General features: G+C 72.3%; 21 protein-coding genes, 1 other RNA gene and 1 pseudogene. 10 read left to right on the top strand and 13 right to left on the bottom strand.

Annotation, left to right across the window (positions count from 1 at the left end; genetic code table 11):
- Window positions 1–251 precede the first annotated feature (251 nt).
- Window positions 252–1,478, bottom strand: coding sequence for a serine hydrolase domain-containing protein (locus ACWGIS_RS23055; RefSeq protein WP_453364410.1), 1,227 nt, complete (start codon window positions 1,476–1,478; stop codon window positions 252–254).
- Window positions 1,409–2,791 (bottom strand): multidrug effflux MFS transporter, encoded by a 1,383-nt coding sequence (locus ACWGIS_RS23050; RefSeq protein WP_453364343.1) that lies wholly within the window; start codon window positions 2,789–2,791, stop codon window positions 1,409–1,411. The genes ACWGIS_RS23055 and ACWGIS_RS23050 overlap by 70 nt, the downstream gene beginning before the upstream one ends.
- 84 nt (window positions 2,792–2,875) lie before the next feature.
- Between ACWGIS_RS23050 and ACWGIS_RS23045 the strand changes: the two genes are divergently transcribed.
- A complete protein-coding gene (locus tag ACWGIS_RS23045) occupies window positions 2,876–3,877 on the top strand; it encodes a Gfo/Idh/MocA family protein (protein ID WP_453364342.1) in 1,002 nt (333 codons plus the stop codon).
- A 362-nt stretch (window positions 3,878–4,239) separates the two neighbouring features.
- On the opposite strand, the gene ACWGIS_RS23040 is transcribed toward ACWGIS_RS23045, so the two are convergent.
- Complete coding sequence (locus ACWGIS_RS23040; RefSeq protein ID WP_453364341.1) at window positions 4,240–5,895, bottom strand: alkaline phosphatase D family protein; 1,656 nt, start codon at window positions 5,893–5,895, stop codon at window positions 4,240–4,242.
- 133 nt (window positions 5,896–6,028) lie between these two features.
- Between ACWGIS_RS23040 and ACWGIS_RS23035 the strand changes: the two genes are divergently transcribed.
- Entirely contained in the window at window positions 6,029–6,787 is a 759-nt protein-coding gene (locus ACWGIS_RS23035; RefSeq protein ID WP_453364340.1) for an SDR family oxidoreductase, read from the top strand.
- Between the two features lie 289 nt (window positions 6,788–7,076).
- Here ACWGIS_RS23035 and ACWGIS_RS23030 read toward each other — a convergent pair whose 3' ends face one another.
- Both ACWGIS_RS23030 and ACWGIS_RS23025 read right to left on the bottom strand, forming a co-directional pair.
- The gene (locus ACWGIS_RS23030; protein WP_453364339.1) at window positions 7,077–8,390 is read right to left on the bottom strand and encodes a D-alanyl-D-alanine carboxypeptidase family protein; all 1,314 of its coding nucleotides are present in this window, start codon (window positions 8,388–8,390) and stop codon (window positions 7,077–7,079) included.
- Window positions 8,391–8,881: 491 nt separating this feature from the next.
- A complete protein-coding gene (locus ACWGIS_RS23025; protein WP_453364338.1) occupies window positions 8,882–9,205 on the bottom strand; it encodes a nuclear transport factor 2 family protein in 324 nt (107 codons plus the stop codon).
- 142 nt (window positions 9,206–9,347) lie between these two features.
- On the opposite strand from ACWGIS_RS23025, the gene ACWGIS_RS23020 reads away from it, so the two are divergent.
- The 6 genes from ACWGIS_RS23020 (at window position 9,348) to ACWGIS_RS22995 (ending at window position 15,622) form a co-directional block, all read left to right on the top strand.
- A complete protein-coding gene (locus ACWGIS_RS23020) occupies window positions 9,348–9,893 on the top strand; it encodes a DoxX family protein (RefSeq protein ID WP_453364337.1) in 546 nt (181 codons plus the stop codon).
- Between the two features lie 37 nt (window positions 9,894–9,930).
- Window positions 9,931–10,272 (top strand): MazG-like family protein, encoded by a 342-nt coding sequence (locus ACWGIS_RS23015; protein ID WP_453364336.1) that lies wholly within the window; start codon window positions 9,931–9,933, stop codon window positions 10,270–10,272.
- A gap of 346 nt (window positions 10,273–10,618) precedes the next feature.
- Window positions 10,619–11,422, top strand: a complete 804-nt coding sequence (locus tag ACWGIS_RS23010; protein WP_453364335.1) for a methyltransferase — start codon at window positions 10,619–10,621, stop codon at window positions 11,420–11,422.
- The gene (locus tag ACWGIS_RS23005) at window positions 11,419–14,085 is read left to right on the top strand and encodes an SUMF1/EgtB/PvdO family nonheme iron enzyme (RefSeq protein ID WP_453364334.1); all 2,667 of its coding nucleotides are present in this window, start codon (window positions 11,419–11,421) and stop codon (window positions 14,083–14,085) included. The genes ACWGIS_RS23010 and ACWGIS_RS23005 overlap by 4 nt, the downstream gene beginning before the upstream one ends.
- Window positions 14,082–14,345: a hypothetical protein gene (locus ACWGIS_RS23000; protein WP_453364333.1), complete on the top strand. Its 264-nt coding sequence runs from the start codon at window positions 14,082–14,084 to the stop codon at window positions 14,343–14,345. Before ACWGIS_RS23005 ends, ACWGIS_RS23000 begins: the two co-directional genes overlap by 4 nt.
- Before the next feature lie 26 nt (window positions 14,346–14,371).
- On the top strand, window positions 14,372–15,622 hold the full coding sequence (locus tag ACWGIS_RS22995; protein ID WP_453364332.1) for a hypothetical protein: 1,251 nt from the start codon (window positions 14,372–14,374) through the stop codon (window positions 15,620–15,622).
- Window positions 15,623–15,858: 236 nt separating this feature from the next.
- Here ACWGIS_RS22995 and ACWGIS_RS22990 read toward each other — a convergent pair whose 3' ends face one another.
- From ACWGIS_RS22990 to ACWGIS_RS22970, 5 genes and pseudogenes are all read right to left on the bottom strand, one after another.
- A complete protein-coding gene (locus ACWGIS_RS22990) occupies window positions 15,859–17,112 on the bottom strand; it encodes a hypothetical protein (RefSeq protein WP_453364409.1) in 1,254 nt (417 codons plus the stop codon).
- A 569-nt stretch (window positions 17,113–17,681) separates the two neighbouring features.
- Window positions 17,682–18,083: RNase P RNA component class A (gene rnpB, locus ACWGIS_RS22985), an RNA gene on the bottom strand.
- 118 nt (window positions 18,084–18,201) lie between these two features.
- A pseudogene (locus tag ACWGIS_RS22980) lies at window positions 18,202–18,918 on the bottom strand (DMT family transporter); the annotation flags it as partial.
- A 211-nt stretch (window positions 18,919–19,129) separates the two neighbouring features.
- Window positions 19,130–19,951 (bottom strand): AraC family transcriptional regulator, encoded by an 822-nt coding sequence (locus ACWGIS_RS22975; protein WP_453364331.1) that lies wholly within the window; start codon window positions 19,949–19,951, stop codon window positions 19,130–19,132.
- Between the two features lie 310 nt (window positions 19,952–20,261).
- Window positions 20,262–21,701 (bottom strand): RNB domain-containing ribonuclease, encoded by a 1,440-nt coding sequence (locus ACWGIS_RS22970; RefSeq protein WP_453364330.1) that lies wholly within the window; start codon window positions 21,699–21,701, stop codon window positions 20,262–20,264.
- A 157-nt stretch (window positions 21,702–21,858) separates the two neighbouring features.
- Between ACWGIS_RS22970 and yaaA the strand changes: the two genes are divergently transcribed.
- Together yaaA and eda are read left to right on the top strand one after the other, a co-directional pair.
- Complete coding sequence (gene yaaA, locus ACWGIS_RS22965) at window positions 21,859–22,659, top strand: peroxide stress protein YaaA (RefSeq protein WP_453364329.1); 801 nt, start codon at window positions 21,859–21,861, stop codon at window positions 22,657–22,659.
- A gap of 75 nt (window positions 22,660–22,734) precedes the next feature.
- The gene (eda, locus tag ACWGIS_RS22960; RefSeq protein WP_453364328.1) at window positions 22,735–23,409 is read left to right on the top strand and encodes a bifunctional 4-hydroxy-2-oxoglutarate aldolase/2-dehydro-3-deoxy-phosphogluconate aldolase; all 675 of its coding nucleotides are present in this window, start codon (window positions 22,735–22,737) and stop codon (window positions 23,407–23,409) included.
- Between the two features lie 22 nt (window positions 23,410–23,431).
- Here the strand turns inward: eda and ACWGIS_RS22955 are convergent, their stop codons facing one another.
- From ACWGIS_RS22955 to ACWGIS_RS22945, 3 genes are read right to left on the bottom strand one after another with little or no spacing between them, the layout of a single operon-like run.
- Window positions 23,432–24,964 (bottom strand): bifunctional RNase H/acid phosphatase, encoded by a 1,533-nt coding sequence (locus tag ACWGIS_RS22955; RefSeq protein WP_453364327.1) that lies wholly within the window; start codon window positions 24,962–24,964, stop codon window positions 23,432–23,434.
- Between the two features lie 15 nt (window positions 24,965–24,979).
- Entirely contained in the window at window positions 24,980–25,723 is a 744-nt protein-coding gene (locus tag ACWGIS_RS22950; protein WP_453364408.1) for a zinc ribbon domain-containing protein, read from the bottom strand.
- Window positions 25,720–26,580: a Nif3-like dinuclear metal center hexameric protein gene (locus tag ACWGIS_RS22945; protein WP_453364326.1), complete on the bottom strand. Its 861-nt coding sequence runs from the start codon at window positions 26,578–26,580 to the stop codon at window positions 25,720–25,722. The genes ACWGIS_RS22950 and ACWGIS_RS22945 overlap by 4 nt, the downstream gene beginning before the upstream one ends.
- Between the last annotated feature and the right edge of the window lie 337 nt (window positions 26,581–26,917).

Genomic DNA, 26,917 nt, shown 5'->3' with positions numbered 1-26,917 from the left:
CGCACATGCGGAGGCGGACGGTGCGCCCGCCGCCTGCCGGGGGGTGCCGCCTGTGACCCACCCGTGCCGGTCCTCGCGGCACGCCTCCCCGCAGGTGCCGCACGCGGGTCCACCGCCCGCAGGCCAACCGCCCGACGCACCGCCTGGCGGCGGACACGGCGCCAGGCACCCGCACGACCCACCCGCAAGGCGGGCGAAGCGGCCCGCCCCCGCGGTACCGGGCCCAAGCCCAGGCACCCCGCCCGAACCGGTCACGGCTCCCGCGGCGGGGTCCCTCCGGTGGGGCCGCGTACCGCTCGGGCCAGGCGGGTGGCCGCTGCCGCCCGGGGCGTGTTGTCCGGGGTGCGGCGGCGGGGGTGGACCGTGTTGGCCAGCAGGACGAGGAAGGTGTCCGTCGCCGGGTCCAGGACCAGGGAGGTGCCCGTGAAGCCGGTGTGGCCGACCGCGCCGTGCCGCGCGAGGTCGCCCATGAACCACGGCTGGTCCACGGCGAAGCCCAGGCCGGGCGGGGCCAGCATCAGCTCGACGAAGTCGGGCCCGAGGATGCGGGCGGGGCCGTAGGAGCCGCCGGCGAGGAGGGTGCGGCAGAAGACGGCGAGGTCGCGGGCCGTGGAGAAGAGGCCCGCGTGTCCGGCCACCCCGCCGAGCGCCCAAGCGTTCTCGTCGTGGACGACGCCCCGCAGCATCCCCCGGTCCGCCTTTCCCCACGGGCGCCGCTGGTCCTCGGTGGCGGCGGCGCCGGGGCGGGGTCCGAAACCGGTGTCCGTCATGCCCAGCGGGCGGGTGATCCCGTCGTGCACGAGGACGTCGAGCCCGCGTCCGGTGATCCGCTCCAGGACGTACTGCAGGAGCAGGAGGTTGAGGTCCGAGTAGCGGTACACCGCGCCGGGACGGGTCACCGGTGCCTCGGCGCGCAGGAGTTCGAGGCGTGCCGCGTCGGACGGGCAGTCGTAGAGCGGGAGTTCGGGACGCAGGCCGGAGGTGTGGGTGAGGAGCTGCCGCACGGTGATCCCGTGGCGTGCGACGGCGCGGAAGTCGGGCAGGTACGCCGCCACCCGCGCGTCGATGCCGAGCGTGCCGCGCTCCAGCTGCTGGACCGCGGCGACGGCCGTGAACAGCTTGGTCAGCGACGCCAGGTCGAAGGGCGTGTGCACGGTCATCGGCACCCGTTCCTCGGGTGCCAGCTCGGTCCCCGCGTCCCTGGCCTCGTCGTACGCCGCGTAGCGCACCGCCCACCCGGCCGCCTCCTCGACGGCGATGACGGGGCCGCGTCCGGCGACCACGACGGTGCCCGCGGCCCAGGGGCGCTTCCCCGTGGTCAGGGTGCGCACCTCCCGTACGAGCTGCCGCAGTTCACCGGGGTCGAGCCCGGCCCGCTCCGGTGTGTCGACGCGCAGTCTGGGTGCGCTCAGTTCTCCGCCGCCTTTCCTTGCGCTGTCCGGCCGTCCGCGGGACCGCGGTCCCCGTCGAACGGTGATCCCTGTTCCCAGGGACGGCACAGTGCCACGAAGCAGGTGATCGCCACCAGTGCCGCGGCGAGTTGGACGACGGCCATGGGTACGGCCGTGCGCTCTCCGGCGATCCCGACGAGGGGCGAGGCGATCGCGCCGATGAGGAAGGAGGTGGTGCCGAGGAGGGCCGACGCCGAGCCCGCGGCGTGCCGCGTGCGCAGCAGGGCGAGGGCCTGGGTGTTGGGCAGGGTGATGCCCATGGCGGTCATCAGGGCGAAGAGCGCGGTGGCGACGGGCACGAGCCCGACGTCGCCGAAGGCGCCGGCCGACATGAGCAGCAGGGCGGTCGCGGAGACGGTGACGACGGCGAGGCCGGTGGCGAGCGTCTTGTCGAGACTGACCCGGCCGACCAGGACCTTGCCGTTGATCTGGCCGGCGGCCACCAGGCCGACCGAGTTCACGCCGAACAGCAGGCTGAAGGTCTGCGGGGAGGCGCCGTAGATCTCCTGGATGACGAAGGGCGAGGCGGAGATGTACGCGAAGAGCGCGGCGAAGGCGAAGCCGCCCGCGAGCATGTAGCCGGCGAAGACGCGGTCGGCGAGCAGCCCGCGCATGGAGCGCAGCGCCTCCGCGACACCGCCGCTGTGCCGGTCCTCGGGGGCGAGCGTCTCGGGGAGCCTGAACCACACGACCGCCGTCAGCACGATGCCGACGACCGTGAGGACGGCGAAGACGCCCCGCCAGTCGGTGACGCGCAGGATCTGGCCGCCGATGAGCGGGGCGACGACCGGGGCGACCCCCGAGATCAGCATCAGCGTGGAGAAGAAGCGGGCCATGGCCCCGCCGTCGTACAGGTCGCGGACGACGGCGCGCGCGATGACGATGCCGGCGGCTCCCGCGAGGCCCTGGGCGAGCCGGAGGGCGACGAGGAGTTCGACGTTCGGTGCGACGGCGCACAGGGCGGTCGCGACGATGTAGACGAGCAGGCCGGCCAGCAGGGGCCTGCGGCGGCCTAGCTTGTCGCTCATCGGCCCGACGACGAGCTGGCCGAGCGCCATGCCCGCCAGGCAGGCGGTGAGCGTGAGCTGGACGGTCGCGGCCGGCGCGTGGAGCGACCTGGTGACCTCCGGCAGGGACGGGAGGTACATGTCCATGGCCAGCGGGGGCGTGGCGGTGAGGCCGCCGAGGACGAGGGTGACGAGCAGTCCGGTCCTGCGCAGGGCCGTCGGGTCGGCCGGCGTCCCCGCCGCGGCCCCGGGCGCTCCTCCGGCGACCGCCGCCCGCGGTATGTGCCCCTGGGAGTCGTCCCGGCTCCTCGTCGTGCGGCCGCCTTCCGGCATGTGCCCCTCCCTCTGCGTCAGGTCCGCCACCTATGCTCTCAGCTCGTACGGAGTGTTCGGGGTCACAGGGCGAGGGGCCGGGTAATGGCGGGCGAGAGCGTGCGGTGGGGAATTCTGGCGACCGGAGGGATCGCGGCGGCGTTCGCGGCGGATCTGGTGGATCTGCCGGACGCGGAGCTGGTGGCGGTGGCGTCGCGCAGTCAGGAGTCCGCGAAGGCGTTCGCGGAGCGGTTCGCGATACCCCGGGCCTACGGCGACTGGGCGTCGCTCGCCGCGGACGAGGAGGTGGACGTGGTGTACGTGGCCACCCCGCACTCGGCGCACCGGGCGGCGGCGGGCCTGTGCCTGGAGGCCGGGCGGAACGTGCTGTGCGAGAAGGCGTTCACGCTGAACGCGCGTGAGGCGCAGGAGCTGGTGGACCTGGCCCGCGAGCGGGGCAGCTTCCTGATGGAGGCCATGTGGATGTTCTGCAATCCACTGGTCCGGCGGCTGAAGGCGCTGGTGGACGACGGTGCGATCGGTGAGGTCCGCACGCTGCAGGCCGACTTCGGGCTGGCCGGGCCGTTCCCGCCCTCGCACCGGCTGCGGGACCCCGCTCAGGGCGGCGGCGCGCTCCTCGATCTCGGCGTGTACCCGGTCTCGTTCGCGCAGTTGCTGCTCGGGGAGCCCTCGGACGTGACTGCGAGAGCGGTGCTCTCGGATGAGGGCGTCGATCTCCAGACAGGTGCACTGCTCTCCTACGAGAGCGGCGCTCTCGCTTCGGTGCACTGCTCCATCAGCGGCGGCACTCCGGTGACGGCGTCGGTCACCGGCTCCGCGGGCCGCATCGACATCCCGGACGGGTTCTTCTTCCCGGACCACTTCGTGCTGCACCGCGACGGCCGCGAGCCCGAGAAGTTCATGGCCGACCCGGCGAGCGGCCCCCGCAACAGCATGAAGCACGAGGCCAACGAGGTGATGCGGGCCCTGCGCGCCGGCGAGACCGAGTCCCCGCTGGTCCCGCTGGACGGCACCCTCGCCGTGATGCGCACCCTGGACGCCGTCCGCGACCGCATCGGCGTGCACTACCCCGGAGAGGTTCGGTAGGGCCGTTCGTTCGGATCAAGCCGGCGTCGCGGGGTCGGGTCGGCCGGGACGGACCGTCGGTCACGGCCGGCCCGATCCGAACGACGGCCCCAGGGGCAGCCGGTCGCACCCTTGCCGCCCGCGCCGGGCGACGCCTGCCCGCGAAGGCACTGTGCGCGGTCGCCGCCCGGCCCGCACCCGGAGGCACTTGGCGCGGGTCGCCGCCCGACCGCCTCCAAAGGCACGTGGCACAGGTCGCCGCCCGGCCCCGGTCCGGGGGCAGGTCGCCGCCCAACCCCAACACCGGCACCGGCACCGGCCCGGACCGGCCCGGACCGGATCGGGGCCGGTCCGGGCCGGGCCGGGCGGCAACCCGTGCCGGCTCAGGCCGGCTTGAGGCCCTGGTCGCCCACCTCCGTCACGAAGGACGCGGCCGTGGTGATCGGCGCGCCCGGCGTCGTCACCGCGGACACCGTCTTGAAGTCGGCCCGCGCCGCCTCGCGCCCCAGCTCGACGGTCACGTAGCCGCGGCGCCCGTTGTAGAACTTCAGGTGCGGGTTGGCCTGGGTGTACGTCGCCCAGTTGGCGGGCCGCTCCGCGCCGTCCTTGCCGCTGGAGATCGACGTCGCGACGATCTCGGTGCCGAGCGTCGCCGACGCCGGGTCGTCGAAGTCGTCCTTGATGTCGAAGGCGTACCCGACGTGGACGTCACCGGTGAGCACCATCAGGTTCTCGATCCCGGCCGACTTCGCCCCGGCGAGGACCCGCTCGCGCGAGGCGCGGTAGCCGTCCCAGGCGTCCATCGACACCTTGGCGACCGGGTTGAGGTCCAGCTTGCGCTGGGAGAAGGTGACCTGCTGCGGGACCACGTTCCACAGCGCCCGCGTGTCGCGCCAGCCGTCGAGCAGCCAGCGTTCCTGCGTCGCGCCGGTGATGGTGCGCGCCGGGTCGTCCGACTCGGGCCCGGGGACGTGCGAGCCGTCGCCGTACGCCTGGTTGGAGCGGTACTGGCGGGTGTCGAGGATGTCGAACTGGGCGAGCCGGCCCCAGCGCAGCCGCCGGTACAGCTGGGCGTCGGGTCCGTCGGGCAGCTGCGGGCGGCGCAGCGGCTGGTTCTCCCAGTAGGCGCGGTAGGCGGCGGCCCGGCGCAGCAGGAACTCCTCCGGCGGGTTGCCGTTCTCGTCGATGTCGTCGGCGTAGTTGTTCTCGGTCTCGTGGTCGTCCCACGTGACGACGAAGGGGTGGGCGGCGTGGGCGGCCCGCAGGTCGGGGTCGGACTTGTAGAGGGCGTACCGCAGCCGGTAGTCCTCCAGGGTCACGGTCTCGTGGTTGAAGAGGTCGGGCAGCGTGCGGTCGGTGTACTTGCGGGCGCCGCCGACGGAGTTCACGGCGTACTCGTAGAGGTAGTCGCCGAGGTGGAAGACCACGTCGACGTCGTCCTCGGCGAGGTGCTTGTACGCGGTGAAGTACCCGTCGTGGTACGCCTGGCAGGACACCGCGGCGAGGGTGAGCGCGGAGGTGCGGCTGCGGGTGGCGGGCGCGGTACGGGTGCGGCCCGCCGGGCTGACCCAGGTGCCGGCGCGGAAGCGGTAGTAGAAGACCCGGTCGGCGTCGAGGTGGCCGACCTCGACGTGGACGGAGTGGTTGAACTCGGGGTGCGCGAGGGCGGTGCCGCGTCTGACGATGCGGCGGAAGCGCTCGTCGTGGGCCAGCTCCCAGTGCACGACGACGCGCTCCCGGGGCAGTCCCCCGTCGGCCTGGTAGGGCGCCGGGGCGAGCCGGGTCCACAGGAGCACGGAGCCGGGCAGCGGGTCGCCGGACGCCACTCCGAGGGTGAACGGGTCGTCCCCGATCTTCGCGGCGTCGAGTTCGGCGGCACTCGCGACGCCCGCGGTCGGCAGGTCGACGGCGAAGGCGAGCGCGGCGGCGGCGCCCGTGACGGTGAGGAAGCGGCGGCGTCCGATGTGCCGGGCGGCGGCGCGCAGTTCGGCTGCGTGCCGGGACGGGGCGTGCGGTGGCTGATGGGCTGCGGGTGTCATCTGGCCCTCCCCTGACGGTGGTTGTACGAGGCATTGGAGTGGCCAGGGTCGACGCTGGCCTGTCGCGTACACAACAGCCAGATGGCGGATGGATGAGTTCCGGATGTTGGCCCCTCCCGTACGCTGCGGGGCCATGAATGCCATGCAAACGAAGACGGCGGTGGTGACCGGGGCGGGCTCCGGCATCGGTCGCGCGGTCGCCGTGGAACTGCTGCGCGCGGGCTGGTCGGTGGCGCTGGCGGGCCGGCGTACGCAGACCCTCGAGGAGACGGCGGCACTGGTGCCGGGGAGCACCACCCTGGCCGTACGCACGGACGTCTCGGAACCCGACGACGTGGCGGCGCTCTTCACGGCCGTCCGCGAGCGCTTCGGGCGGCTGGACCTGCTCTTCAACAACGCCGGCACGTTCGGGCCCGGCGGCGTCCCGGTCGAGGAACTCCCGTACGACGCCTGGCGGCACGTGGTGGACACGAACCTCAACGGGGCGTTCCTGTGCGCGCAGGCGGCGTACCGGCAGATGAAGGAGCAGGCCCCGCAGGGCGGGCGGATCATCAACAACGGCTCGATCTCCGCGCACACGCCCCGCCCGCAGTCCGTCGCCTACACGGCGACGAAGCACGCGCTGACCGGACTGACCAAGGCGCTTTCCCTGGACGGCCGCCCGTACCGGATCGCGGTGGGGCAGATCGACATCGGCAACGCGGCGACCGACATGACCGAGCGCATGCGGACCGGCACGCTCCAGGCCAACGGCGAACTGGCCGTCGAGCCCGTGATGGACGTGGCGGACGTGGCGCGCACGGTGCGGCACATGGCGGAGCTGCCGCTGGAGGCGAACGTGCAGTTCGCGACGGTACTGGCGACGGCCATGCCCTACGTGGGCCGCGGCTGAGACCGACCGCCCGGATTGGTCAAGTCCTCAACCTCCCCAAGCGGAGGCACTCCGTCCGGGGTATCGCGGCCGGTGACGGGCCTATGCTCAACTCCTCCCTCACAGAGCTTCACAAGGCTTCACATATGCAGCACTGACTTCCGCAGCCACTCCGAGGGGGGAGGGGCGGCCGTCCCCGGTTCGGAGGGGGTGGGTCTCGCGCAGTACGGCGAGGCGTGCACCGGACCCGGGAGGGCCGCCCCGCCGTACGTTCGCCGGGCGGCCTGAGATGCGAGGCGGGTCCGCGCCCTCACTTCCCGCGCGGGCCGTCCGGCTGCCCGGCGCCTTCCGGGGTCTCCTTGCCGGGGTGCGCGTCCGCCGGTCCCGGGTCCACGGCGGCCAGCTCCCGCTCGCTGTAGGGGCCGTCCGCCCGCTCGCCGTGCGGGCCGTCCGGTCGCTCGCCGTGCGAGCTGTCCCCCCGCTCACTGCCCCCGGCGGCCCGCTTGTTCAGGCGGCCGCGCACCGCGAACGCCCCGGCCCCCAGCAGCAGCACCGCGGCCCAGGACCCGGCCACCAGGCCCCAGTTGGACGAGGAGCCCGCAGCGTGGGACGCCGGAGAGCCCGCGGCGCCCTTGCCTCCCGTGCGGCTCGTCGCCTCGCGCGCGCCGCCCTCGCTGACCGGATCGACCAGCACCCCCACCGGCTCGGCCCGGCCCGCCCACTCGAAGCCCCAGTCGAGCAGGGCGGCCGTCTCCTTGTAGACGCCGTTCCCGCCGCTCTTGGGATGCAGCACGGTGACCAGGAGCGTACGGCCGTCGCGGGTGGCCGCACCGGTGAAGGTGTTGCCGGCGTGACTGGTGTAGCCGTTCTTCACCCCGATCAGGCCCGGGTACGTCTCCATGCCCCAGGCGCCCGTCAGCAGGCGGTCGGTGTTCTGGATCTGGAAGGTCTTCTTGCCGCCCGCAGGAAAGTCGGCGGTCCGCGTGGCGCAGTAGGCCCGGAAGTCGGCGTCGCGCAGACCGTGCCGGGCGAACAGCGTCAGGTCGTACGCGGAGGACAACTGCCCCTTGTGGTCGAAGCCGTCGGGACTGACCACGTGCGTGTCCAGGGCCTGCAGGTCGACCGCCCTGGCCTGCATCGCGGCGACGGTACGGTCCATCCCGCCGTACATGTGACTCAGCACGTGCACGGCGTCGTTGCCCGACCGCAGGAAGACGCCGAGCCACAACTGCTCGACGGTGTACGTGATTCCGGGCCGGATGCCGACGAGGCTGGAGCCCGCCGGGACGTCGGCCAGATCCGCGTCGGTCACCGTGTACCGCTCGGTCCGCTCGAACTTCTCCAGCACCGTATCGGCGAACAGCATCTTCAGGGTGGACGCGGGTGCCAGCCGGCGGTGCGCGTTGTACGAGGCGAGCACCTGGCCGCTCTCCTGGTCGGCGATCAGCCAGGCTCGGGCGGTGAGTTCGGGCAGTCCCGAGGCGCCGCGCGACTGGACGCCGGTCCGGCCGAGCCGCTCGCCCCCGATGGTGGCGACGGCGGCGGCGGGCCCGGCCGCGGCCAGAGGGACGGCGGCGGCGAGGCCGAGAGCGGCACGGCGGGTCAGCCGAGAGGAATCACGCATCCCGGGACCGTACAAAGCGCGCCTGTGACGCCGTGCGGCGGGGTCTCGAAGAGAGGGCGCGATGCGCGTGACGGCACGGGGAAGGCGCCGGGGACAGCCTCCGCCGCGGGCCCCGGAGGCATCACCGGGCGACATACATGAATGCCTGGGGCGCGGGGCATCACCGGGCGGCCTGGCCGGACGGGACGCCGGGGTCGAGGGCGCGGGGCCCCGATGAGCGGCATGCAGGGGCGCCGGGATCGAGGGCCCGGGCCATCACGGGGCGGCCTGCCCCGACGGGACGCCGAGGCCGAGGGCATGACGGACGGCCCGTACGGACCCGTCGTCGGCCTTGCCCAGCCGCGAGGGCCTGCCCGTCGGCGGACCAGCAGTCCCCGCCGATCACTCAGCAGCCGAAGCCACTCGTGCACGCAGCCACGTCGGTCTTCCTGCCTGCTGACGCCGGGAGTTGGAAGGCACGAGACGGCAAGGCCCTTACCCCTCGGCCCTGTTCAGGCCTGGCCGGTCTCGAACCGGGAGATCCTGCCGTCCTCGACGACGAAGCTCCACCGGGTCTTCATCTCGCCCCAGGTGTCGTTGCTGTAGCGGGCGATGAGGGCGCGTCCGCCGTTGGACTCGTTGTCGACCTCCATGTGGCCGTGGGAGGAGAAGATCTCCCGGTCGGTCCAGTCGGCGAGGTCGCGGTCGGACCCGTCGTCGGCCATGGTCGCGTCCGGGGTGAGGACGGCCAGAAAGGCCTCGCGGTCGTGTGCGTTCACGGCGCCGACGAAGGCCCGGACGGCCGGGTCGCTGAGCTTGGTCACCTGAATCGTCATGCCGCCCAGACTCACACCGCGCCCGGGAGGCCGCCACCCGTACGGCGGCCCGGGCCCGCCGGACCCGGCTGAACGGTGCGAGGGTGGACGCGGGAGGGGGTTCCGTTCAACTGCCGTCCGCCGCTCTGCACTGGGAGTCACCGTGACCTGTTACAACCGAAGTGATCTGGGGCTGCTGCTGCTCCGTCTGGGCACCGGCGGGGTACTGGCCGCGCACGGGGCGCAGAAACTGTTCGGCTGGTTCGGCGGAGGCGGCATCGCCGGGACCGCCACGGCCATGGAGGCCATGGGGTACGCGCCCGGGAAGCCCAGCGCGGTGGCCTCGGGCATCGCGGAGGCGGGCGGCGGCGTGATGCTGGCGCTGGGCCTCGCGACCCCGGCGGCGGGTGCGGCGGCGGCCGGCGCGATGGCGGGCGCGACGGCCGTGCACGCGCCCAACGGGTTCTTCGCGGCGAGCGGCGGCTACGAGTACGCCGCGTCCCTGGGCCTGGCCGCTGCGGGCCTCGCCGTGACGGGACCGGGCCGCCTCTCGCTGGACAGCGCGCTCGGCCACGCGGTGAACCGGAGCTGGATGGTGCCGGTGGCGCTGGCCGCGACGGCGGCGGGGACGATCGCCGTGGTCGGCACCCGCAACAAGCGGGTACGGCGCGCGGCGGAGGGCGAGCAGGACCCGCTGTTCGAGGAGTAGGCGCCGGCCCCCGGCCCCGGGGCGCGAGACTGGCCCCATGGCTGATCACACCGCTGAAGAACTCTGGGCCACCATCGAGGACCTGCACACCTGGCTGGACGCCAACCGGACGCACGACGGCCCGGAGACGCTCCTGCTACGGATGCTGAAGCTCTCGGAGGAGGTCGGCGAGGTCGCCCAGGCGGTGATCGGCGCGACGGGCCAGAACCCGCGCAAGGGCACGAGCCACACGTGGGACGACGTCCGCGCGGAACTCTGCGACGTCGTCATCACGGCGTTGGTGGCCCTCCGCACGCTGGCCCCGGACGCCCGGGGGGTCTTGTCGGCGCATCTGAGGGGGGTGGCGGAGCGGTCTTTGGGGAGTGGCGGGGGGTCTTGAGGATGTCGGGCGCCCGCGCCGCGAGAGTCCCAACCATGGATCGCTTGCGGAAACCTGAAGCCTCCGTCTACGGCCGCCTTGTCCTGTCAGTCCTACTCATGATCTGGGCCGTGACGTCGCGCTGCTGACCGCGGAGAAGGACGTGCTCCAACCGTCCATGCCTGACGTCCGGACTGCCGAGCCCGCGGGACAGGGCGAACTCCCCACCATGAAGCTGAACAATCATCTGCCGACTCCGACTCCCGCGAAGACCTCTTCGGTCCCCAGTCCCGGCGCATAACGGCCTGTTGTTGCGTAAATACTCGGGATAACCTTCCCGGGATCGGTACGAGCGCAGCGCAATGGCGTGACTTACAGGGGCGCGGGGGAGAACGTGGAGCGGCGGGACCTGCGGGGGCATTACGAGGATCTGGCGGCCGAGTACGACGAGCACTGGGTGTACGGGCCGGGCTACATCCCCTGGATGTCCGGCCGGATCGCCGAGACGCTGCGCCTCGTCCCCTCGGACCGGATCGCCGACATCGGCGCCGGTACCGGCCTGTTCGCCAGGGAGGTGGCCGATCGGCTCCGGCCGCGTCGACCTATTCTGTGTGTCGACCCCTCCAAGGCGATGCTGCGTCAGCTCGGGTCCCCTCCTCCGGCCGATCTGGCACCGGTGGTGGCCTCTGCCGAGGACATCGCGGAGGGCCGCGAGCAGCTGCCGTACGAGCAGCTCGACGCGATGTGGCTGAAGGAGTCGGTGCACCACCTGAGCGACCCGGCGCGCACGCTCCGGGGCCTCTCCGACCGGCTGGCACCCGGTGGCCGACTGCTGGTGGTGATGCTCCCGGCCAGCATCCGATACCCACTGTTCGAGGCAGCACTCACCCGGTTCGAGGAGTTGCAGCCGGACCCGGCGTACATCGTGGGACACCTCCGTGCGGCAGGGCTGGATGCGGGTCTCACCCATGTCGAACATGAGCTGCGCATCGACCGGGACCGGTACTTCGGCATGGTGCGCGCCCGCTACATGTCCCTGCTCTCGACCTTCAGCGACAGCGAGATCGAAGAGGGCATCGAGGAGATGCGTGCCGCTCACCCGGAGCCCGTGCTGGTGTTTCCCGACAGGTTCGCGTTCATCCTGGGCCAGCGACGAGGGGGGTCCGCATGAGTACCGCTGTCGACGAACGGTTACGACGCCTGCGCAGTGAGCTGGACGACCACTCCCGGATCGCCGACCGGCTGGGGCTTGATCTGGAACGGCCGCTGCGGTCCCTGAACGACGGTTATCCCGAAAACGCGGTGGCCCTGGTCGGGAAACTGACCGAGAAGCTGCTCAAGGAGCTGTGGCGCCACCACGGCGTCGAGGGCGACCCCGCGACGAAGGCACTGAACGACCTCGTGAAGCGCTGCCGCCCGTACATTCGGAGCAGCACGGTCATGGACGCGCTCGATGACATCCGGCGGTTGCGCAACCGGTCCACGCACGACGGGTACGACATCAGCGACGAGGACGGCCTGCTGGCGGTCCGCCGGCTCGTGGACGTACTGGTGTGGTTCACCGACACGGGGAGCGCTGCTCTCCTTGGCGGCGAGCCGGACGTTGCGCCGGAGGTGGCGCGTCGCTGCGAGTTCCTCGCCGGGCTCTACGTCACTCTCGGCTACCGGCAGGCCAAGCGGTTCGTCCTCAGCCCCGACACCGTGTACCAGCTGTTCTGCCGCGAGTCGGGTATGCGGCTGGAGTACGTGGAGCTGATGCTCTCCAGAGACGCCGACGATCTGAGTACGGTACTCGCCGCGAGCGGCGGCGAACTGCTGCGCACCCGGCTGCCGAAGCTGACCCGGTTCGTCATCGTGGACAACGACGGGGGTGCGGGGCCCGGCGCCCTTCACCGAATCCTCGGGACGGACTTCCGGGTCGTGCGCTACGACGGTTTCGTCGACACCATCGTCAGTCTGGAAACACACCTCTCCGGCCTCACGCCCGCCGGTGATGCCGCTGAGCCACGGAGCGCCGTCGCCGCAGCGGTCCTGACCACGGACCCGCACACCGGTGAGCAGAAGGTGGAGCAGTCCGGCGACGCGGCGGAGTTGTTGACCCGTCTGTCGTGCGGCAGTGCGAATGTCCTGGTGACCGGTCGCCCGGGAAGCGGCAAGAGCACCCTCCTGCGCACGCTGGCCCTCGACCCGGAGCTCCGGCGCTTCCGCTTCTACTTCGATCTCGGTCTCAAGCCAAAGAACGAACCGTTCTCCGAGTACGCGGCTCGCCTTCTGGCGCCGGCCATGGGATCGGAACGTTCGCGCGCCTACGACCTCTTCCTCTACCTGATCCGCTCCGGGAGCGCGCTGTGTGTGCTCGACGCTGTCGATGAAGGTGTCGAGAAACCCAGCCCGGAAGGTTTTCTGCGACTCTTCACCGATCTCGCGGCTGTCCTGTCCGCCGAGTCGGCGGTGGTCATGAGCTCCCGAGTGTCCTTCCTCGCGGATTCGCCGCAGGTGCGTCAACTGCTGGACAGCGGCGCAGGCCGCTCCGAGCAACTGGTCGAGCAGATGTACTCGAACGGCATCGACCCGACACGCGTCCCCCACTTCCACGTCGTACGTCTGACCGAACCCGACGCCACACCGCTGGAGAAACACCTCGCCGCGGCCCTGGAACTTCCCCCGGGACAGGAACTCGGGGACGTTCTGGGCGCACACATCACGCGGACCCTGGCCGAACGGGGGCGGCCTCAGATGGAGGAGCGGATGACTACCGCGTTCGGCCCCGCCTTCCTCGCCGACAAGACCGTGTTCTCCCTCCTGGACATCCACCGGGCCCTCGGCGCCGACGCGTTCGCGGACGGACTCGTCGATCCGGACGCGTGTGTCCTCGCTCCTCTGCTGCGGTCCGCGGGACCGGAGCACGTCGCCTTCGCGCACACGGCGTACCAGGAACTGCTGGCCGCCCGGCACCTGGCGGAGCCCGCGAATCTGGACGCGGCCGCGGACATCCCGGGTGGTGCCTTCCTCACCGAGCAGGTACGCGCCTTCCTCGCCGGAATGCCAAGTGCCCAAGACACCGACGACTGCGTGCTGCCCGCGGGGGCATACCTGGTCGGCCCGGCCGAACGACTGCTCATCCGCCGCGTTCCCCGCCCCGTGCGGTTCGACCGTCACGCGGTGACGGTGGCCCGCTTCCGCCGGTTCCTCGACGCCCTCGAAGCGGACGGTACCTCGCGGTGGGACCACCCGGACCAGCCCGCGCACATCAACCACCGTCCGTGGACCGACCGGCTGCGGCATCCCGACTACTACGAGAATCCGCGCTTCGCCGATCACCCGGCCGTGTGCGTCAACTGGTGGAGCGCGTACGCCTTTGCCGCGTTCGAAGGCAAGCGCCTCCCGACCGCCCTCGAATGGGAGGCCGCCGCGCGCGGCACGGACGGACGGCTGTTCCCCTGGGGCGACGCACCTGACAGCAGTCGCGTCAACTGCGCGGACGCCTGGGTCGGACGGCCTGTCGTGACCTACCAGGCTTGGTACCGCGAATTCGCGGGCGACGCCGTCCGCCGGGCGGGCGCGACCCCCGTCGGCCAACACCCGGACAATCGCTCCCCGTTCGGCATCCTCGGCATGGTAGGCAACTGCTGGGAATGGACGTCCACCAGCATGAACGACCCCGGAGAGGCCGTGATCTGCGGCGGCAGCTACGACAATCCGATGCGCGCAGTGCAAGCCAGCAGCAAGGGCGTCTACCGCAAGCGCGGCGGAAGCAACGCTGTCGGCTTCCGGTGCGTGCGGTCCATGGACACCGACACTCCCACCGACAGGACAGAGGAGAGAGCGGCGTGAGCGGCGGAGGGCCCCGGCACGGAACGATCGTCGACAGAAGGCCGAGCGGCGGAGGGCTGAACGGGGCGCTGGGCTCCTACATCGTCCGGGACGACGAAGACGAGCGGTACTACGGCTTCGACTACCGACAGATCGTGACGGAGGGGTTCCGGACCATCCGCACCGGCGAGCGTGTCCGCTTCCACGTGAGCGCAAGCCCCGACCGCGCAGAGTTCGTCATCCGCCTCGACCAGCCCGACCCGGCCGAGTACTACCGGTGACCCCGGTCCCTCCAGCGCTCGACGAAGTGACCGGCGCGCGCCAGGAACTGACCGTCGTCCTGCCCGTGAGACTTCTGCGACTCCCCGACTGGCCCGAAGGGCCCTTCCCGTTCGAGCTGGGCAGCCGCCGCACCGATGCCCGGACTCGGTCCACCTACTTCGCCCCGGCCTCCGCCCGCGCCCTCTACGGGGCGCCCGGACGGCCCCTGCGCTGGCACCTTCCGTTGGACATCAAGCATGACGGACTGAACCTGCTGGGCCTGGAACTCCTCCGCGCGGGCACCGCACGCAGCGCCGAACACGCCCTCGCGGTGCTGCACTTCAGCGTGGAGAGACCACTGCTGCCCGTGTTGAGGGCCATCGCCGGACGGCGTCCGGCCGACGCGGACGAGCCGCTCACCGGCCCATTCGACCCGGCCGCGCTCCTCACCGGCATCGCCGATCTCCGGAACCCCGCCGCTCCGTTCGCGATCGCCCGGCCCTACACGATCGCCTTCCTCACCCCGACAGCACGGCACACCCCGGCCCTGCGCACCGGCCCAGAAGGACGGCTCCCCGCGTCCGCGGACGGATGGCTGTGGCAACTCGCCTCGCGGTCCACACCGGAGGACTTCCCCCTCCCGCCGGAGACAGCGGGGGAACAGCTGAAGGACACCATGAGGGTCTCCGGTGACTGGAGCGCCCTGGTGCTCAGGCAGGGAGCCGCCTTCCTCGGACATCGGCCCGACACCGGCGCGGGCGACTTCTTCGAGTTCGGGGCGCTGCACTCCCGAACCGTGTACCTCGACGCACTGCTCCTGGGTGCCCTTCAACGCGATCACATCGACGAACTCACCGACGAACTCTCCGAGGTGTTCAACTCCTCAAGGCTCGCTCGCCGCGTGGCACGTTTGGAGCGGAACATCGCGGTCTTCCGCAGCACTTACTGGCGACAGCACCTCACCGCCCACGGGCCGGCCAACGACCTGCTGCTCGCCTTCCAGCACCAGCACCGGCTTCCGGCCCGCTTCGGCGAGATCCTGGCCGAAGCCGCCGACTACAGCCGGCTCGTGCAGACGCAGGAGAGCCAGCAGATCAGCGGCGCACTGGGAGTCCTCACCGTCCTGGGCCTGCCGGTGGGCACCGCCCTCGGTATTCTGCAGGTCCTCGGGGACGCTTCGGTGTCCCATCTGCTCATCGCCCTGGCCTTGTCGGTCGCCGCGACGGGAGCCATCCTCACCACACGGTACGGACGGCTGGTCCTGTCGTCTCTCAAGGGTGGGACCGACAGGGTGTAGAGAGGTATGCACCAGAGTGCTGTGGGACGTGCTCACCACGGACCCGAATCACGCGGCTGAGTGGCCCGGTTCGGCAGGGCCTCGGTCACGGCGTTCCCGGCACAGGGCACGCAGATCCGGCGAGCGGAACGCACGTTCGCAGCCGTCGCATGTAACCAGGGATCGCGCCCCACCGTGTCACAGCATCCGCACCCCGGCGACGGACTGGGACGAACACGCAGTCACCGGGCGGACCCTCAGCCTTTCTCCTGGCGTTCCTCGTCGCCCCCGCGCCGACGCAGCACTCGCCCGGCGATCCCGCTGGAGAGGTTTCCCGTAACTGATCTGGCTCGGCCGAGAGTCTCGTTTCCGAGGCGCCTGGCGGCGTCGACGCCCTGCGCTCCCGTCTCGAGCACCCTGTCCCTCGTCTCCGCAGCCGCGTCCCCCCAGCGTCTCGCATCCCTTGACCGGGGATCGCGCTCGATCCCGAGCCGCCCATGGAAGTCGACAACAGCCGTCGCCACCTGGTTACTCGAGAGCACCACAGCCGGGGAGGTGGTCGGGTGCAGCAGCACCTTCGCGTTGGCCGTACCGGCAGCCGCATCCACTCGGGCCATCAGTCGCTCGGTGCACGACGAGATGAGTTCCATCCGGTTCTGTCGCGCAGCGTGCAGTGCGAGGCGATGCCGGTCCAGGTCACCGGGAGATGCGTCCAGTACTCGGTCGAGCTCGAGCACGCCAATTCCTTCGTGCAGTTGGTAGCAGCGAGCCAGAACTGCGAGCCACTCCCGAACCGCGGACTCTGCGTCCTTGGACGCCTTTGCGAGATCACTGACCTTGGTCTTGTCCTCCATCTTCTCGGTGAGGGCGTCGAGTTGACGCAGCGCGTACGCCTGTGTCCGCGCGATCGTCATCGACGTGGCCTGCACCTTCGACCACGTGACCTCGGAGACCCGACCCACCTGCTCTCGGACGATCATGGCTTCTTCGATGACGAAGCCCGCGCCGATCATGTCCGCGAGCACCGCGTCCTTCTGGGCGCGAAGCACGTCGTCGACTTTCTCGTCGATCGTGGCGAGATAGTCGGTGATCTCGTCCATGGTCTGTTGCATCGCAAGTTGCGCCATGAGCCCTGCGGCACCGGCCAGAAACGCCGGGTTGCCCAGAAGCGATCCGGGCGTCGTCCTCGCCACTTCGAGTAACCCCTTGATCTTGCCGTTCTCAGTCAAGACCGCACGGTTGGCACCCGCATGCGAACCTTTCATCAGTCGGTACTTCTTCAGGGCTTGCGCGGACTGTTCAGTCAACTTCACCCAGCGACCCGAGTTGGCTGCGATCTCGGACCCCATCTGCGCGGCTCCGGCCATCGCGCTGAGGGTGGATCCGAGCCTTGGCAGTCCAAGGTCCCTCGACGGCAGTCCTTCGGAGACAAGGAAGCGTTCGACGGCCATCGGACTTCCGATGACCGCCAGGCCGTCACCGTCGCTGATCACCTGAAGGTCGTCATCCATCGTCGGCTCCTGAGGTAGCTCTTCACAGTCGAGAGCGTGGGTGGTATGCGCGGCGGTGACCGGGCAGGAGTCGAGGTCTTTCGCCATGGAACGTCCCCCACTGCCCACTCGGAAGACCTCAAGGCGTCTGACGCTACCTTCGCCTGTTCAGACCTGACTACGTTTCGTCGCTTCGATAAGGTCGGACAGGGGCGGCGGTGACGGCGTGTTGAGCAGGAACGAGCGCTTCTTGCCTGCCGAGTCTCGCGCCGAGAAACACGTGTGAGAGCGAGGGCGGTCAGCCCTCCGCAACCCGGCTCTCCGGGAGAGCAAGGAACGCACTGCGCTGATGACCAGCCCTTCCCACGTGGACGACGACCGCGGTTGCCTCCGTGTCGTCCTCGCCGTACCGCTGACCCGGCGGTTGAGACACCCCGTACCGTCGTGCGCTCCGCATCAGAGGCGGTGGGCGACACACTGGCAGACGGGGTGGGAGGCGATCGCCGTGCGCATCCTGGAGCTGGGCGCCACCCTGACGAGCGGATAGCACACGAGCAGGCGCCCCCGTCGCAGGTCAGTGACCTGAGGGGCAGACGAGTCGGGCTGTACGCCGGGTTCTGTCGCCCGGCTGCCTCGCGGCGGCCGGGGAGACGGCCATCCATCTAGGGCCGGCGTTGCCGCCGGCCTCGTGCGGTCTACCCGCGGACTCGGGCGGGCAGCCCTCGAACGTCCGCGCAGAGACACCGGAGTGTCTCCTTTTGACCTTGCTCCGGGTGGGGTTTACCTAGCCGCCTGAGTCACCTCAGGCGCTGGTGGTCTCTTACACCACCGTTTCACCCTTACCCGGTGCCGAAGCACCGGGCGGTCTGTTTTCTGTGGCACTGTCCCGCGGGTCACCCCGGGTGGCCGTTAGCCACCACCCTGCCCTGTGGAGCCCGGACGTTCCTCGGGGAGGTCCACAAGAACCTCCACGCGGCCGTCCGCCCGGCTCGTCTGCCGTACCCGCCATGCTACCGGGCGTCCGGACCCCCGCCGCCCAGAGGCCGCCGTCGCGAGGAACGAACCCGCCAGGATCAGCGCGAACGCGGCCCCGACCGTGACCGTCAGGGACTCGTCCAGGAAGAGCACCCCCGCCGCCACCGCCACGGCCGGGTTGACGTACGTGAAGACGACCGCGCGGGTCGGTCCCGCCTCGCGGATCAGTTCGAGGAAGACCACGAAGGCCAGGGCCGTGCAGATGACGCCCAGGCCGGCGAGCGAGGCGAGGACCGGGGCCGACGGGAGCGAGGACGGCCAGGTCAGGGCCGCCGCCGGGGCGTAGACGACGGTGGCCAGGAGCAGGCACGGGGCGATCAGCTGGAGCGTCGGGACCTGCTTGAGGTGGCGGGCCATGATCAGCGGCGCCGTGGCGTACCCGATGACCGTCAGCAGCACCTCCGCCAGGGACCGCGCGTCGCCGCCCGTCAGGTGCGGGACGGTCAGGACGCCGACGCCCGCGAGTCCCAGGGCGAGCCCGGTGGTGCGGCGGACGCCGAGCTGCTCCGTGTCGCCGAAGAAGCGGGCGAGGACCACCCCGACGATGGGGACCCCGGCGATCAGCAGCCCCGCCGTGGAGCTGGACAGGTGGCGTTCCGCGTCCGTCAGCGTCCACCAGGGCCCGATGATCTCGATGCACGCGAAGGCCAGCATGGGACGCCAGTGGGCCCGTACGACGGTGAGCAGCCCGCCCTGCCGCAGAGCGAACGGGAGCAGCAGGGCCGCGCCAAGCGCACAGCGCGTGAACACGACCATCGTCGGGGAGACCCCGTCCACCGCCACTTTGATCATCAGATAGGGGATGCCCCAGAGGACTCCCATCAGGGAGAAGAGGAGCCAGCCACGTGCAGTCATGGGGACGAGTGTGGGCGGCTCGCGGCGGGGTGTCTTGAACGCTGTTGCGGGACCCTTCCCGCCAAGGCCGACGAGGCAACGCTCGCCGTTGCCGGACTCTCCTGCCCACGCCGGCGGTGCCACGTTCGCCGTCGCGGGATCTTCCCGCCTACGTCGGCGGTGCCACGCTCGCCCGGTACGCGGCCGGGGTCACCCCCAGCACCCTGCGGAACCAGCGCGTCAGATGCGCCTGGTCCGCGAAGCCGACCAGACCCGCCACCTCCGCCGGGCGGTGACCGGCCTCCAGGAGTCCCCGGGCCCGGCTGACCCGGTGCTGGGCGAGCCAGGCGTACGGCGGCATCCCCGTCGTCGTGCGGAAGGCCCGCAGGAGCTGGTAGCGGGACAGGCCCAGGTCGGCCGCGAGGTCGGCGAGGGACGGCGGGGCCAGCAGCTCGTCGGCGAGCCGGTCCCGTACGGCCCGGGCGACCGCCGAGGCTCCCGGCACCGTGTCGCGGGCCGGGCGGGCGGTGGAGTGCCGGCGGGCGAGGGCCGTGAGCAGCCACGGGAGGCGCGACTCGGCCTCCAACGGGTCGGGGCAGGCGCTCAGTTCGGCGTGCGCGGTGCGCAGGGCCGCGGCGAGTTCGGGGTCGTCCAGGAGGGGTTCGCGGAAGTTCGGCGGGGCGAGGGTGCCCTCGGTGAGCAGGGCGGCGTCCGGGTACAGGGCGCGGTACGCGTAGCCGTCGCGGGCCGCGGGGCCTCCGGTGTGCGGCTCCCCCGGGGCGAGTACGACGATCGAGCCGGGACCGGGACGGATGCGGCCGCCTCGGTAGTCGATGACCTCGTTCCCGCCGACGCAGACGCCGACGGTGAACTCCTCGTGGGCGTGCGGGGCGTAGACGTGCCGGTCGAAGCGTGCCGTGAGCAGGTCGAGGTGCGGTCCGCCGCGGCCGAGGGTGGCCCGGGTCCAGCGGGCCTCTTCCCGTGCGCTCACCGGCCCCTCTCTCCCGATTCCCCGTCCGGCGGCGGTCTCGTCTGCGCCGGGCGGCCGTCTCATGTGCTTCGTTCCGCGTCCCGTCTTCGCCGTCCGGCGTCCCCGTCGTCCGGCGGTCTCGTGTGCTTCGTACCGCGTCCTGTCTTCGCCGTCCCCGTCCGGCGTCCCGTCTTCGCCGTGCGGCGTCCCGTCTTCACCTCGGCGTCCGTCTTCGTCAGGGCAACGCACACACCGCGCGCCGTATGCCGCGCCTGTGCGGGCCGCGCCCGGACGCCCGCCGTGGGGGCGGGGTCCGGGCGGGCGCGGGTGCTCAGGCGGGTGCGAAGCTCACCTTCGCCGTGGTCGGGTCCGCCTGGGTGAGGCGTACGCGCAGGCGTTCGCCCAGAGGGAGCGGTGCCGTGGTGCTCTCGATGCGGGCGACGACCGCCGGGTCGTGCAACTGGACGGTGCCGACGGTGGGTTCGTGATCCTTCAGGTCCACCACGCAGCCGTCGAAGAGGTCGCCGACCCGGTCCTGGAGCAGGGCGGCCTCCACGGTGTCCACGCACGCGCGTTCCACCGAACCGGCGCGGCGGGCGCCCTCGGCCATCTCGCCGGGGAGGTCGTCGAGGGCGGCCGTCACCCAGTCCGGGACCGCCTCGCCGGCCGCGGCGGCGAGGCAGATCTCGGCGGCGTAGCGGTCGACGAGCCGGCGCAGCGGGGCGGTGCAGTGGGCGTAGGGCGCGGCGACGGCGGCGTGTGACGTGAGCTCGGGGAGCGCGCCGTCACGGAAGACGGTGTAGCCGGCGCCGCGCAGCAGCGTCGTGCACTCCTGGAGGAAGGCCGCGTGGTGCGGGAGGTGCGGGTCGAGGGAGCGGATCAGCTCGGCGTACGAGACGTGGTGCGGCCAGTCGATGCGCAGTGCCGTGGCGGTGCGGCGCAGCCGGCCGACGGCGCCGTCGGGTGCGGCGGGGAGGGTGCGCAGGACGCCGGTGCCGTGCGCGAGCATGAGGTCGGCCGCCGCCATCCCGGTCAGCAGGGAGATCTGGGCGTTCCAGCCCTCGGCGGGGAGCGAGGCGCGGAAGGCGAGTTCGTAGGTGTGGTCGTGCTCGACGATCTCCTGCTCGGGGACGCCGAGGGAGATGCCGCCCCGCTCCGCCTCCAGGCGCTCGCGCAGCAGCCCGATCTCCTTCAGGAGGGCGAGCGGTTCCTCCGCCGTGCCCGTGTCGATCCGGCGCTGCGCCTGTTCGTAGCCGAGTTTGGCGCGGCTGCGAACGAGGGCCCGGCGGACGTCGGCCGACTCCGTACGGCCGTCCGCGTCCAGGTCGATCGTCCACAGGACGGCCGGGCGGACCTGGTCGGGCAGCAGGCTGGCCGCGTCCTCGGAGAGCCGCTGGGGGTGCAGCGGGACCCGCTCGTCGGGGAAGTAGAGCGTCGTGACCCGGCGGTGCGCCTCGGCGTCCAGGGCGCCGCCGGGGGCGACGAACGCGGCGACGTCGGCGATGGCGTACCGGACGCGGTAGCCGCGGGGTGTGCGGGCCAGGTGCATGGCCTGGTCGAGGTCGGTGGAGGTGGGCGGGTCGATGGTGAACAGCGGGACGTCCGTCGCGTCGTACGACGGCAGGCGGGGTGCCTTCGCGGCCTGCTCGGCGTCGGCGAGGACACCGGCCGGGAAGGTCTCGGGCACGTCGAGTTCGGTACGCAGCGCACGCAGCGCGGCCCGCAGGGGGGCCTCCGCTGCTCCGGTGACACGTATGTGACGGCGAGGCATGGTGCGAGCGTAGGCAGAAACCGGCCCGGCGGTCGTACCGGGGGGTGTCCGCCGGAGTGCGAACGGGGGCCGGAGGGGGTGCCCCCGGGTGGGCGGGCGGCCTGCCGGGACCCCGTACCCTGGCGCCGGGCCACCCCACTGCTGAGGAGAAACAACCGTGCTCGTCCTGCTGCCGCCCTCCGAGGGAAAGGCCCCGTCCGGCCGGGGAACCGCTCTGAAGACGGACTCGCTGTCCCTGCCGGGGCTCAACGAGACCCGGGCGGCCGTCCTGGACGAGCTGGTCGAGCTGTGCACCGGCGACGAGGAGAAGGCCCGCGAGGTCCTCGGCCTGAGCGAGGGACTGCGCGGCGAGGTCGCCAAGAACGCGCGGCTGCGGACCGCGGGCACCCGGCCCGCCGGGGAGATCTACACGGGGGTCCTGTACGACGCCCTGGACCTGGCCTCGCTGGACACGGCCGCCAAGCGGCGGGCCGCGCGGTCCCTGCTCGTGTTCTCGGGGCTGTGGGGCGCGGTGCGGGTGACCGACCGCATCCCGTCCTACCGCTGTTCGATGGGCGTGAAGCTGCCGGGCCTCGGGGCGCTGAGCGCGTGCTGGCGGGCGCCGATGGCCGAGGCGCTCCCGGAGATCGCCGGGTCCGGGCTGGTGCTCGACCTGCGGTCCTCCGCGTACGCGAGCGCCTGGAAGCCGAAGGGTGAGCCGGCGGGGCGGACCGCGACGGTACGGGTGCTGCACACGCAGGTGGTCGACGGGGTGGAGAAGCGCTCGGTCGTCAGCCACTTCAACAAGGCGACCAAGGGCCGGATCGTCCGCGCTCTCCTCACCGCCGGTGCCGCGCCCGCGCATCCGGCCGAGCTGGTGGAGGCGCTCCGGGACCTCGGGTACACCGTGGAGGCCGAGGCGCCCACCAAGTCCGGCCGGGCCTGGAACCTGGACGTGGTGGTCTCGGAGATCCACTGACCACACCCCTGGCGTTGCATTGCACCATGCGCAACGACCTTTGCGCATGGTGCACACCCCGGGCAGGATGAGGGCATGACCTCGCCGCTGCCCTCGTCTCCGCCTGCCTCCGGACTCTCCGAACGAGGCGGGTCCGGGTCCGTGCTGGACCTCGCACCCGTCGTCCCCGTGGTCGTCGTCGAGGACGCCGCCGACGCCGTACCGCTCGCGCGGGCCCTCGTGGCGGGCGGACTTCCGGCGATCGAGGTGACGCTGCGGACGCCCGCCGCGCCGGCCGCCATCCGCGCGATCGCCGCCGAGGTCCCCGGCGCGGTGGTCGGCGCGGGCACGGTCCTGTCCCCCGCGCAGGTGACGGACGCCGTCGTGGCGGGCGCCCGCTTCCTGGTCAGTCCGGGCTGGACGGACGGACTGCTGGAGGCCATGCGGGCGTCCGGGGTGCCGTTCCTGCCGGGGGTGTCCACCACCTCGGAGGTGGTGGCCCTCCTGGAACGCGGCGTGCGCGAGATGAAGTTCTTCCCGGCGCAGGCCGCGGGCGGCACCGCCTACCTCAAGTCCCTCGCCGGCCCCCTGCCGCAGGCCCGCTTCTGCCCGACGGGCGGCATCGGGCCGGCCACCGCACCGGAGTACCTGGCACTGCCCAACGTCGGCTGTGTCGGCGGCAGTTGGATGCTCCCGCAGGACGCGGTGGCGGCCCGGGACTGGGACCGGGTGGAGGCGCTCGCACGGGAGGCGGCGGCGCTGCGCCCCTGATCCGGGCGCGGCCCGGGGTGCCTCAGCGCAGGTGCGAGGTGTCGTTGAGCAGGCGCAGGCTGGCGTTCCCGTCGGCGTAGTACGCGAGGGCCGACAGCGAGGCCGCCGACAGCTCCATGCGGAACAGGGACTCCGGCGGGGCGCCCAGCGCGAGCCGCACGAGCGTCTTGACCGGCGTCACGTGCGAGACGAGCAGCACGGTGCGGCCGGCGTACGAGGCCACGAGCTTGTCCCGGGTGACGGCGACCCGCCGCGCCACGGCCTCGAAGCTCTCGCCGCCGCCGGTCGGTTCGGCCTCCGCCGAGTGCAGCCAGGCGTTCAGGTCCTCGGGGTGGCGCTCGCGCACCTCCCCGAAGGTCAGCCCCTCCCACGCCCCGAAGTCCGTCTCCCGCAGGCCGTCCTCGACGACCACGTCCAGCCCCAGCCGCTCGGCGACGACGCCGGCGGTCTCCCGGCACCGGGCCAGCGGTGACGACACGACGGCCTCGATCGTGCCGCGCGCGGCCAGCGCCGCGGCGACCCGGCGCGCCTGGTGCCGGCCCACCTCCGACAGCGACGGATCGCTTCCCCCGCTGCCCGAGAACCGCTTCTGCGGCGTCAGCGGGGTCTCCCCGTGCCGCAGCAGTACGAAGGTGGCCGGCGGGCCGAGATCGGGGGGCGCGGTCGTCCCGGCCGGGCGGGGCCCGGTGGAGCCGGTCGCGCCGGTCGCGTCTGCCGGGGCGGTCGAGGGTGCCGGGGCGGTTCGCTTGGTGGGGGCGGAGGGCTCCGGGGGTGCGGCGGGTGCGGCGGCTTCCGGGTGTGCAAGGGGTTCGGAGGGCTCCGTGTCCGCGGGGGGTGCTGTGGGCTCGGAGGGTCCGGTGCGTCCGGCGGGTGCTTGGTCCTGCGTGAGGCCGGTGAGGGGCGGTGTTCCGGCGATGTTCCGTGCGGCCCGGGCGTCGTCGGCCGCGCGCCGGCCGGCGGCGTCGGCGGCGTCACCCGGGGCCGGGGGCGTCGGTGCCGAGGTGCCGGGGGTGCGGGCCAGGGCTGCGCGGGCCCTCGCCGCGCCCGCGGCGGCGTCGCCCGGCGGGCCGGACGGCTCGGGCGCCGCGGTCCTCGCCGCCCGGGCGGCGAGGTCGGCCGTGGAGCGCTCGGCCGACCACTGCTCGCCGCGCTTGCCCGCGTCCATCGCCTCGTTGGCGAGACGGTCGGCGTGCTTGTTCCGCTCGCGCGGGATCCACTCGTAGGTGACCTGGGAGGCCGGCAGGATCCGCGCCGCCTCGGCCGCGAGCGGCTTCATGTCGGGGTGCTTGATCTTCCAGCGGCCCGACATCTGCTCGACGACGAGCTTGGAGTCCATACGGACGCGGACCGTGGCCGTGGGGTCCAGCTCACGGGCCGCCCGCAGGCCCGCGACCAGGCCCCGGTACTCCGCGACGTTGTTCGTCGCGACACCGAGGAACTCCGCGGCCTCCGCCAGGGTCTCCCCCGTCGCCGCGTCGATCACCACGGCGCCGTATCCCGCGGGACCCGGGTTGCCCCGGGAACCGCCGTCGGCCTCGACGATGAACTCCCGCACCCGAGCGTCCGTCCCCTACAGGCCGGACTCGGACGTGCGCACCAGGATGCGGCGGCAGTTCTCGCAGCGCAGGACCGTGTCCGGGGAGGCCGCCTTCACTTCCTTGACCTCGGTGATGTTCAGCTCCAGACGGCAGCCCTCGCAGCGGCGCTGGTACAGCCGGGCCGCGCCGACGCCGCCCTGCTGCTGGCGGAGCTTGTCGTACAGCTTCAGCAGGTCGTCGGGGACGGAGCCCGCGACGACCTCGCGCTCCTTCGTCACCGAGGCCGCCTCGCCGTCGATCTCCTCGAACGCGGCGTCGCGGCGTCCCGTCGCGTCGTCGATCTTCGACTGCACGGAGGAGACCCGCTCGGTCAGCTCGGCGACCCGCTCCTGCGCGGACTCGCGGCGCTCCATGACCTCCAGGACGACGTCCTCCAGGTCACCCTGGCGCTTGGCGAGCGAGGTGATCTCGCGCTGGAGGTTCTCCAGGTCCTTGGGGGACGAGACGGCGCCCGAGTCGAGGCGCTTCTGGTCGCGGGCGGCGCGCTGGCGCACTTGGTCGACGTCCTGCTCCGCCTTGGTCTGCTCGCGGGCGCAGTCGCTCTCCTCGGTCTGCGCGGCGACCAGCAGGTCCCGCAGCTGGATGAGGTCCTTGTTCAGCGACTCGATCTCGGCGTGCTCGGGGAGCGACCTGCGCCGGTGCGCCAGCTGCTGCAGGCGGGCGTCGAGGGACTGGACGTCGAGGAGTCGGATCTGGTCGGCGGGCGCGGCGTTCAGTTGGGGGCTCCTGTTGATGTGGGTGTCGAGGCCGCGTGGGCGGTCCAGGGGTCGGTGACCGTCTTCGAGACGTGGACGCGAAGTCCCCATCCGTGGCGGTCGGAGATCTCGTCGAGCTGGGCGGCGGCCAGCTCGCACCAGGGCCACTCGGTGGCCCAGTGCGCCGCGTCGAGCAGCGCGAGAGGACTGTGGGCGTGATCCGCCGTGAACTCCGACGCCGGGTGGTGGCGCAGGTCGGCGGTGAGGAAGGCGTCGACGCCGGCGGCGCGCACCGCGTCGAAGAGGCTGTCGCCGGAGCCGCCGCTGACGGCGACGGTCCGTACGAGTGCGTCGGGGTCGCCCGCGACCCGGATGCCCTGCGCGGTGGCGGGCAGCCGCTCGGCGGCGCGGGCGGCGAGTTCGCGGACGGTCAGCGGGTGGTCCAGCTCGCAGACACGGCCGAGGCCGCGGCGGCCCTCGGCGTCGGTCGGGTCCGGTACGAGGGGGCGTACGACCCGCAGGTCGAGGGCGCCGGCGAGGGCGTCCGAGACACCCGGGTCCGCGCGGTCGGCGTTCGTGTGCGCCACGTGCAGCGCGATGTCGTTCTTGATGAGCGTGTGGACGGCGCGGCCCTTGAAGTGCGTGGCGGCGACGGTGGTCGTACCGCGCAGGTAGAGCGGGTGGTGGGTGACCAGCAGTCCGGCGCCCAGCTTCACCGCCTCGTCGACGACGTCCTGGACGGGGTCCACGGCGAAGAGCACCCGGGTGACGTCCTGGTCGGGGTCGCCGCAGACCGTACCGACCGCGTCCCAGGCCTCGGCCCTCTCGGGCGGCCAGAGGGCGTCGAGCGCGGCGATGACTTCAGACAGACGGGGCACGGGGAAAAGGCTACCTGGCTCACGTCACGGTCCGACCGGTCACGGGTGACTTGACCTGGCGGGCGGCCGGGATCCGTACGGCCCGGGGTGCGCGGGGACGACGCCCGGTGGGCGTCGGGCGCTGTCGGCCGGTGGGGTCGGGGCGCTGTCCGTGCGGTGTCCCGCGGTGGGCGCCGGGCGCTGACCGTCGGTGGTGGGGCGGGCGCATGCCGCCGGTGGGCGTCGGGCGCTTCCGGTTCGGTGGTGGGTCGGGGCCGTGCCGGTACATCCGGCCGTCGGTAGTTGGTGTCGGCCTCTGCTACCAGCGTTCCTCGGTTGCGTACCTCCCGTACCCGAC

The organism is Streptomyces sp. NPDC054842 (genome assembly GCF_053611025.1).
Note: the sequence above shows the minus strand (reverse complement) of the source record. Positions and strands in the feature narration are given on the sequence as shown.